At 53.4% G+C, this 8,275-nt stretch carries 7 protein-coding genes; 2 read left to right on the forward strand and 5 right to left on the reverse strand.

The annotated features are described in order from the left end of the window. The 4 genes from ACVBEF_RS19335 to ACVBEF_RS19350 form a co-directional block, all read right to left on the reverse strand. On the reverse strand, positions 1 to 821 hold an 821-nt coding region (locus ACVBEF_RS19335; RefSeq protein WP_447125547.1), incomplete at its 3' end, for a MotA/TolQ/ExbB proton channel family protein. 161 nt (positions 822 to 982) lie between these two features. Beyond that, complete coding sequence (locus ACVBEF_RS19340) at positions 983 to 1,645, reverse strand: energy transducer TonB (protein ID WP_447125548.1); 663 nt, start codon at positions 1,643 to 1,645, stop codon at positions 983 to 985. A gap of 30 nt (positions 1,646 to 1,675) precedes the next feature. Beyond that, positions 1,676 to 3,589, reverse strand: a complete 1,914-nt coding sequence (locus ACVBEF_RS19345) for an alpha-amylase family glycosyl hydrolase (RefSeq protein WP_447125549.1) — start codon at positions 3,587 to 3,589, stop codon at positions 1,676 to 1,678. Positions 3,590 to 3,763: 174 nt separating this feature from the next. Continuing rightward, on the reverse strand, positions 3,764 to 6,127 hold the full coding sequence (locus ACVBEF_RS19350) for a TonB-dependent receptor (RefSeq protein ID WP_447125550.1): 2,364 nt from the start codon (positions 6,125 to 6,127) through the stop codon (positions 3,764 to 3,766). 538 nt (positions 6,128 to 6,665) lie between these two features. Between ACVBEF_RS19350 and ACVBEF_RS19355 the strand changes: the two genes are divergently transcribed. Next, entirely contained in the window at positions 6,666 to 7,724 is a 1,059-nt protein-coding gene (locus ACVBEF_RS19355) for a LacI family DNA-binding transcriptional regulator (protein ID WP_447125551.1), read from the forward strand. Between the two features lie 59 nt (positions 7,725 to 7,783). Further along, positions 7,784 to 8,020 carry a type II toxin-antitoxin system Phd/YefM family antitoxin gene (locus ACVBEF_RS19360; protein ID WP_447125552.1) on the forward strand — a complete coding sequence of 79 codons (237 nt, stop codon included), beginning with the start codon at positions 7,784 to 7,786 and terminating at the stop codon, positions 8,018 to 8,020. Positions 8,021 to 8,080: 60 nt separating this feature from the next. Here ACVBEF_RS19360 and ACVBEF_RS19365 read toward each other — a convergent pair. After that, positions 8,081 to 8,275 (reverse strand): fumarylacetoacetate hydrolase family protein (locus ACVBEF_RS19365; protein ID WP_447125553.1); only part of this gene is annotated, 195 nt, incomplete at its 5' end.

Here is an 8,275-nt window from a genome sequence, read left to right on the forward strand (position 1 = left end):
CTCCGACTCAGTAGTTCTATGCCGAGTACCACGGACAAGCACGAATCGATGTTACGACGGACCAGCCAGTTGTATCCGAGCACAGCTGGCACTGCTACTGCCAGACCGATAGCGGTCATGATCAGCGCTTCTCCGACCGGGCCTGCGACCTTGTCGATAGAGGCTTGACCGGCGATACCGATGGCTGTCAACGCGTGATAAATACCCCAGACCGTGCCGAACAAGCCGACAAACGGCGCTGTTGAGCCGACCGTCGCCAGTACTGCCAAACCATCTTGCAAGCGAGTCTGGACTTTTTCGGTTGAGCGCTGGATCGACATCGTGATCCAGGTATTGAAGTCGATGCGTTCCAGCAATGCACCGTCGTGATGCTCAGTTGATTTAATCCCGACTTCGGCGATGTAACGGAAGGCGCTACCGGTTTTTAGCGCATCGGTCGCGGCTTGCACCGACGGACTTTTCCAGAACTTGTTGCGTACTTCACGGGCTTGAGCGCCCATGCGGTATTGGTCCAGCAGTTTGGTGATCGTGACGTACCAGCTACCCATCGACATCAGGACTAACAGAATCAATACGCCGCGTGCGATGAAGTCGCCGCCTTTCCATAATGCGTCCAGACCGTAAGGGTTATCGACAACAACTTTTGATGTTTCCTCGGTGGCGATAAGGCCTGCCGGGATGGATGCCGCTGCCGTGGCTGCGGGCGTTGAAACGGCTACCGGATCGGCGGCAAATGCTGGCGTAGTCAGGACTGGTCCAACCATCGCAAGCGAAATCAAGGCCGCTGACAACAATGCGGATACATATCTCTTCGTATTCATATTTTCTCCAATTAGAATTATTAGGACTTACGCAAAATCGCCCCAGCGGCGTTGTGCTGTCCTTGCCGTACTAGCGTACTGTCTGCGTCTGCACGCCTTGCTGGGACGGTTTTGCGTAAGTCCTGCTTAGGTCATATCAACTATTTTCTACAATCTGCCGCTTAATCCAGCTTCCAGACATACTGCAATTTCGCCGTAGATTGCTCCGGTTTTCCTTCAAAGCTCCCGGGCTTGAATTTGCACAGGCTCAACGCGCTACGGGCTGCGTTATCGAGATTTTTCGAGCCGCTCGATTTTTCTACCTTGGACTCGATCACCTGACCATCGACGCCAACCAGAAATTGCAAAAACACCGTGCCAGTTTCTTCGGCCAGCAAGGACACGCGCGGATACTTCGGTTTCTCACAGGCACGCGAATCGACGACGGCGGCGATATGCACCGCTGCCACTGCTGCCGGGGCCGGTGCTGCTGCCTCGGCCTTTTGCGCCGTTGGCATCACCGGGTTATCGGGCTTCACTGACGACACCGCTGAGATCGTATTTTGTTGCGGCTGCTGCTGTACCTGAATTTCCGGCGGCGGAATAAAGGGTGGCGGTGGTGCCAGCAGTTTCGGCGGCGGTGGGGCTACCGGTTTTTCTGGTGGCGGCGGTGGCGGTTTAAATTCATCGACCAGCTTGGTTTCGATCGGCTGCTTGATGACTTCGACTACTTTGCGCGCCAACCCGGTCGCCAGCGCATAGACGATAAAAATGTGAAACAAGACGACCAGAGTGACGCCAATATATTTTTTTGCAGGTACTTGCTCAGTGTCTGAAAAATGCATGTTTGTCTCCTTTTTTTGTAAATACTGTCGCTATTCGGTGCATGTCCGGCGCTCAAGCCACATCGTCCCCCACGAGGGTAATGTGACCATATCGGTCACATACTTTTCGGAGAGGCAATCAAACCAGAGTGCCGCTACGTTGTTATTGATTGCAAGCAGATCAAGGGTCACATCCTGTTGAGAAAAGTTCGACAGTGCGATGAACTGCTCCCCTCGTTTGAGCGCTAACACCGCAGGGTGGCCGCTGACGATCAACTTTCTTGGCACGTCCGCAGCGAGTGTGTTTTGGCGTTGGCGCTGCTGCGTCATGCTGCGTATCGCGGTAAATACTTTCCCTGCGGTGAGATCCGTCGAGGTGCGCTGTGCATGTCGCTTTTCATCCCAATGCGGACGTTGCAGCCAGCGACTATCGATATTGCGTGCTGCCAGACTGGCTTCGGAGATATCATTTTCCAACGCCATTTCGTCACCCATGTACAGCAGGGGTAAGCCGCCGAACGATAACGCCAGACCGTAGAGCAGCATCATGCGGCGTTGCGCCAGATCAACATCTGACGTCGTGCGGGCGCGCTCAAATCCCACCAGACTCGATGTCATGCCGTTGGTGCCATGCGCGGCAAGTCCCGGACTAGTCTGAAACGCTGTGCCGCCGGAAAAACTGGTCGGATCGGTCCCGGCAAAAAAAGCCGATACATTCGCCAGTCGATTGTTATCGGGGTCGATTCCGGCCAGTTCAGGGCGTAGTACATTCCAGCCGATATCATCGTGACAGCGCACATACGTCAGCCAGCTCCCAGCAGCCGGTAAGGCTGGCGTGGCGTCGATCACACGGCTGAGCACATCGATGCGCTGCTCGGCCAATGCGGCCCAGCCCGCCGCCATCAAACTGCTGTGATAGGCCAGATGGCACTCACGCCCACGGCCCTCGTCCTCGCCGAAATAAGCTGGCAGTTCCGTCATCGGCACAATCGCTTCTGCCTTGAGCAATACGCCGGGGGCAGCGATTTCGGTGATGCAACGCAGTACCTGCAAAATCCAGTGCGCTTCCGGCTGATTCATGCCGTTGGTGCCTTCGCGCTTCCACAAGAAGGCGGTTGAGTCGAGCCGAAATACTTCAATGCCGCGATTGGCCAGACCCAATAAGGCGCTGACCATCTCGCTCAAGACTGCCGGATTGGCGTAATTGAGATCCCATTGATACGGATAAAAAGTAGTCCAGACCCAGGCTTGCATCTGGCCAGACCAGGTAAAGTTGCCGGGCGCTGCCTGCGGAAATATCTGCACCAGCGTCTGCTCGAACTGATCCGGGATGACGCGATCTTTAAACAAGTAAAAGTAGTCTTGCAGTCTGACGTCGCCGCCTGCTGCACCCTGCGCCCACGCATGATCGTCGGCCACATGATTCAAGATGAAATCGGAACACAGACTGATACCGGCTGTGCGTAGTTGCGCCGTCAGTGCTTCCAGATCCGTCATGCTGCCGAGGTGCGGCGCGATATCATCAAAACTGGCGACCGCAAAGCCGCCGTCGTTTTCGCCAGCGCGTGCACGCAAAAAAGGCAGCAGATGCAGGTACGTAACACCCAGCTCTTGCAGATGCGCAATCCGTTGGGCGACGCCATTGAGTGTTCCGGCAAAGCGATCGGCATAGGCGCTGTAACCGAGCATGGATTGCGCCAGAAACCAGTCCTGCTGATTGACACGTTCAGTATCCTGCGTGCGCAATGCGACCGGGCGAGCGGCATGCAAGCGTGCTACCGCCTCCATCATGTCGCCAAACCAACTTGCAAAATTATCCCGACTTCCGTAGAGCTGAGTGAGGCGCTGCAACAGTAACGGCGACTGTGCAGCAAAGCGTTGCGTGACTTCTGCGTGCAGTTCTGCCGGCAGTACTGCCAGCATGCGAGATAGAGCGGAATAGGCAGCGGAAGAGGCAATTGTCATGGAATGTAATATTCAGTCGTGCGGTGCTACGTTAAAAAACAGCCGCCCCCGGACATCGCAAAACGACGATTACCGGACCATTACTGGCACATCAGCGGACCAAACAAGAGGATGAAATGAGATGAAGCACTCACTACCTCCGGCCAGAAGGTAGTGAGTTCAGGGTGTGGCTAGTTAAAACGCGTATTTCAACGACACTTTGGCGGTACGGCCATTGATAGAGCGGGCCGCATTACGGTCGTCTTCCATCTCGGTGTAGCCAATCTTGTTGAACAGATTATTGACAGTGAAGGCGATGCTGGCTCTGGCATCGAAGGCGTAGCTGGTGAACAAGTTGACGACCGCAAACGCAGGCAGAATCTTAGTATTCGCATTATCTGCAAATGACTTAGTGGTGCCGATCACGCTGGCACCGACGATGGCATCGCCAAAACTGTATGACGGTGCAACCTGATACACAACGTTAGCCTGACGACGTGGTGCATTGCCTATTGTTGCAGCATCGGCAGCAGCTGCCCCAACGATTCTGGCGTGGGTGTAAGTGACGCCACTGTTGATGCGGAATCCGCCGATGCGATACGCGGTTTCTAGCTCGACGCCTTTACCATCGTAGCGATTAGAGGTGAACTTTTGCGAGGTCAACTCGTAATTGCTTTCATCCGTCTTGGCCTGAAACACGGTCATGAAGGTGCTGAAGTTGCCTTGCTTCCATTTCAGGCCGACTTCATTTTGCTTGACTTCGTTGAGCGGTATCGGCGTCGACCCATCCACCGGAATACTGCCTAGCAAAATACGGTCTGCATTGAAAGACACGCCATCGCTGATGCGGGCAAATGCCGCAAGATTACTGGTAATGCGATAGTTTGCACCGATCGAATACGAGGTATTGCTCTTGCGATAATTGACGATCTGCGCCGGCGACAATGGATAGACGCCAGTTGGCGCGGTGTTGACGATGCCGGAGACTGTCTGACGATCAAAACGCATACCGCCATCCACATTTAAGGCACCGAGTTCCAGCCCGGTATTGAAGTACGGCGAATTCATCTTGTACTTCAAGTCGTAGGTACGCTCACAGCATCCGCCGAAAGCCACGCCTTCAAAACCGGTCGTGTTAGCGCCGTTTGCCAGCAACGCAGGCTGACTGCCAGTCGCTTGCATCAGATAGCTATTGAAGTTCCAGGTGGTGGCAACGTTTTGTTGGTTGGTTGACAAACCGACGACCGTTGTGAGCTTGGCAGCTTCTGTGAGCTGAAATACTTTGGAGACTTTCAGCTCATTGGCGGTGTTGCCCAAATCGTCGAGCGAAGTGTTGAACACAACCGGGTTAAATACCAATCCGGTGTATGCCTGTCCTTTGTTGGGGCCGGTTGCATAGGTCGTTCCAGCGGCTGCTGGTGCAACATTGTCTGCCGGGAAAACGCCGATGAATCTGCCGCTGTTGCTGGTTTTACGGAAGTTTTCGCTCACGGTCCAGCCGTCACCGACTTTAAACGCGCTTTCGAAACCAAACGCATTGCTCACTACGTGTAGGCCGTCGTTGACATTAGTGGCGACGCGGTTACCGTTACGGTCGAGCACGATATCTTTGATCCAGTAAGGCGAATAAAAGCTAGCCGTGCGTGGATCGATGCCGGGGATTTCCGAGATAGTACGGTTTTTACTGCCCGGGGTGCCGCTGAGCATGACAGGAACCGGCAAATCAGTCGGAGTCTTATCATCCAAATGTTTGAAGTTCAGGCGGATGAAGCCGTTGTCGAACTCATGCGTGATATTGGCTCTGATCTGGCCGCCATCTTCCATCGTCACACCGGCTGGACGCGCGCCATCGCCACTACGATAGAAACCACCGACAAAAAAGCGCGTTTTGTCTGTTATCGGGCCGCCGTAGTCAAAATCGTAGCGCATCTGATCAAAACCGATGCCCTTGGAAATGCCGATACTGCCGCCTTTTTCTTCACCGGTTTTGGTAATGAAATTGATGATGCCGCCCGGGGCGTTGGTGCCAAGTACGGACGATGCGCCGCCGCGAACGACTTCGATGTGATCCAAGCCGCCGTCAACGCGCATGAACGAGTCTGGTGTTGCAAAATTCAAATCACCGTTTTGTAGAATCGGTAAGCCGTCTTCCTGGAATTGTACGTAGCGGGCACCGCCAGCTGAAATCGGCACACCGCGCACGGTGACGTTGGCATTGCCTTCGCCGCCGGAGGATTCAGAACGTACACCAGGAATCGAGCGCAATACTTCGGCAGCACTGGTCGGTGCGGCCATCTGAATTTGCTCTGCATCCATGGTACTGATGGAGACGCTGGCTTTCATTTTGGTGGTGCCGACAGGGGTGCCGGTGACGATGACTTGATCGAGATTGACGGCATTGCCTTTGTCGGCTTTGTCCACACTGACGTCGGACATGATGGCCGGATCGATTGCCTCCGCTGCTGGGATGGCTTCCTGTGCGTAAGCCGCTCCGAGTTGAAGTACTGCTAGCGAAACAGCTGCAGCGAGGCGTGTAAGTTGCATAGAACGTGATTTCATAGTCTCCCCTTTTATGATTTAGCTTTCCTTAGGAAAGCGAAAATTTATTGTTAGTTTTTAAGTACAACCCTGCTGTGCGCCTTTGCAATCCGAGACAACGTACATTTTCAGTGTTGGTGGATTGTAATCGCTTTTAAAAATCATTGCAATCGATTGCAATGATTTTAAATTTTGCATTGCAGCAGATATTTTTTTGCTAAATTAGTATCGGTTTCAACAGTGATGACGGAAAGTTTATATACAAAAGCAGAGCTATATTTACAATTAAAATATGATTATTCTATAGCTGAATCGAGGATTTCTTCGCAGCAAGATTGATGCGCCCTGAATTTTAAAAGAATGTGTCATCGACTACGAAAATGCTGCAATACAACATGAAATACTTGGTTAAATGTCTGGAAATATTCACGTTACTGCAATCGTTTGCATATAGCGTGCTTTATCCACGTGAAATGTTAATTCAGTGCATGAATCGAGGCATGAAACTCCCCTCTTTCCGTGTAGACTTGTCGGCTTTGCTAAGAACAATGTGGACGTAATGGTAGACAAGAAACAGCAAGAACCTCAGGAGTCGCGCACCTCCGTTGCAGAGCGGCGACGCCTGCAAATGGCGGACATCGCCCGCTTGGCTGGCGTCTCCACTTCAACCGTATCGCGTGCGCTCAATCAAAGTTCTCTGGTCAATGAAGAGACGCGCACCCGAATCGAAGAGTTGGCGCGCTCACTGAACTACTCAATCAATATCGGCGCTAAAAACTTGCGGCTTGGGCAGAATCGAACGGTTGCCGTTGTCGTGCCCTACGACACGCAGACGCAACAGCATTTGTCGGATCCGTTCTTCCTGAGCATGTTGGGCAGTCTGGCCGATGCCCTCACCGAGCAAGGTCTGGACATGCTGCTCTCACGGGTAGACGCTGAGCGGCTCGACACCGCAGCGCAGTTCTACGATGCTGGCCGCGCCATAGGGATCATCCTGATCGGACAATGGCGCCATCATGATCAACTCAATGAACTGGCCTCACGCAAGGTGCCGATGGTGGTGTGGGGGGCGCAATTGCCGCAACAGTTGTACTGCACGGTCGGCAGCGACAATGTGGTCGGCGGGTTTCTGGCGACCGACCATTTGCTGGCGTTGGGACGCCGTAAGATCGTGTTTTTCGGCGATACGATCCTGCCAGAAGTCGCGCAGCGATTTGAAGGCTATCGCAATGCCTTGAGCAAGCACGAGGTGGCATACGATCCGGTCCTCACTGTTCCTGTCACGTTCATTGCCGAAAGCGCACAAGATGCCGTGCGGGATCTATGCCAACGCGGCGTAGCATTCGATGCCATTTTTGCCTGTAGCGACTTGCTGGCGATGACGACCATTAATACCCTGCGCGAGCAAAATCTGCGCGTCCCGGAAGATGTGGCGGTGGTTGGCTACGATGATATTGAGCTCGCTAGCTACTTTCACCCACCCCTGACCACGATCCGCCAGCCGATGCAAAGTGCCGGGAAGACGTTGGTTGATGCTTTGTTGTCTCAGATGAATGGAGAGCGGATTAAGCCGCTGCTGTTGCCTACGGAATTGATTGTGAGGGCAACGAGTAGGTAGTTGGTGTCGGGATGTGCTGATAGCTAAAATGAACGTTAATCCACGCTGCTGGGGCGATCATGCAAACAATTAACATACACAATGCTAAAGCCAATCTTTCGAAACTAGTAGACGCGGCTGCCAGTGGCGAAGAAATCATCATCCCCAAAGCCGGTATGCCCACCGCTCGGTTGATGCCGATGCAAAGCGAAAAAGTTGTTCTGAGTTTTGGCAGGTTAAAAGGGAAAATTCGCATCGCCGACGATTTTGATTCGCCTTTGTCGGATGGCGTGATTGCCAGGTTCGAGGGTTGTTAATTCGCCACTAATACGCCACTTTTGGCAGTCGGATCATACGGCATTACCTGACAGGCACTCTTATCTCCAAACGCCCCACCGCCAACACCCGTTTTGCACCAACCCGGTTACGAAAACCCCAATCCCCTCAATCTCTGCCTCAATCACATCTCCGGGCTGCAAAAACCGGCCATCTTCCAGACCAACTCCACAAGTCGATCCGGTAAAGATCATGTCGCCCGGCTTAAGTTGAACACGCGCATCCAGCGAGCCGAG

The organism is Glaciimonas sp. GG7 (assembly GCF_052976905.1).